The 1,383-nt window shown below is 49.5% G+C and carries 1 protein-coding gene; it reads right to left on the reverse strand.

The window, feature by feature from the left end; all coding sequences use genetic code 11:
• Positions 1-751 (reverse strand): DUF6597 domain-containing transcriptional factor (locus ACFQI7_RS37725; protein ID WP_377518630.1); only part of this gene is annotated, 751 nt, incomplete at its 3' end.
• Positions 752-1,383: the final 632 nt, after the last annotated feature.

The raw sequence follows: 1,383 nt of genomic DNA on the forward strand, positions 1-1,383 counted from the left end.
ACTGATCGTAGTACCCGTGTTGAAGCGCCAAATCCGTCAAGCTGAAATAGTCTCCGCTGTACAATTCCTCAAGCACGCTTTGAAAGCGGACGATGCCGAGCATCTCCTTCGGGCTGAGGCCAAGCTCTAGTTCAAAGGCCCTTCGCAGATGCCTCTCGCTGAAGTTCACTTTATCCGCCAAATCCGTTACTGAAAGATTACCTTTGACCTCGTATATAAACTGCATGCTCTGGTAGACCAAAGTGGGAGCAGGCGCCTCGGTCGCAGCCAGTATTTGGCCCAATTGCTGCTCGACGACCTCGATCCTGTCTGGTAACGCTTGGGCAGTCAGCAGCTTTTCGACCCAATCGAGAGCCTCTTGACCCCAGAGATCCTCCAAAAACACACGATTTGCCATTAATGTCGATATTGGAGACTTCAGGATCGTGCGGGCCGACTCCGAATACAGCCGGATGCCCCATACCGAGCGTGCTTTTGTAAATTGCAAAACTTCGACTTGTGTCGTTAGCCCTACGGCATAAGCGGCCCGCCTGCTTGATGAAGCGAACAGGTCCACTATAATATCGACACAGCCATCGGGGATGACTCGATGCCCCGGATTTCCCGGTACCGGCAGGAAATCCACCGTCCAATATGCAGCTACATGCGACGCCAGGCGACGGCTCGGCGCAAACTCCCGGAAGTTGTGCGAGTGGATATGCAACTGCGGCTGCAATTGGGGAGCATGCAAGGGTCGGTAAGGATGGCTCATCTGCGCTTCTTCCTCCTATTACGTGAAAAATCTTGACACCTTGGCGGCTTTCAAGGCTAACTTGGCTCGCCGAGGACTGTATTCCACCTCATGAATGTATTGTAACAAATAACTGATAAGCGGACATATGTCCTTTTCAATTCAATAATGCAGTGTTGAAGTTTACCTTTTCCGGAAAAGGAGAATGAGACAAGGTGTGAGGTACTGATTCGTTCAATACGTTGATTTTGCTTCTGCGATTGATTAAACTTCATAATAAGAGCGCCTCCTTGATGGTGTTGGGTTTTGAACCCGTGGACAAACCCATCATACCGGGGCGCTCCTTTTTTGGCAAAGGCGATTTCTTAGCCTTAACAGGAATGTTTACTTCAACGGTCATTAAAAAGAGCTGCTCTCAGGCAGCTCCACACTATCGTCTCCGTTAGCATTCCTGTAGAGCGTTAAATTTCGGCTTTGCAAAAAAACAAGCGCCTCGGTACGATGGGAGTACGCAACGGGTCATAGCCCTTAAAATCCCATCATCCAGGAGGACGCTCTACTATGAAGTTTAAATCACAAGCACGGCAAAATCAACTCATTGAAAGGATTACCTCTCAGCATCTAGTCGTTGGGATCGACATCGCCCAGCAAAC

The sequence above is a fragment of the Paenibacillus allorhizosphaerae genome, assembly GCF_042659105.1.
GTDB lineage: Bacteria > Bacillota > Bacilli > Paenibacillales > NBRC-103111 > Paenibacillus_G > Paenibacillus_G allorhizosphaerae.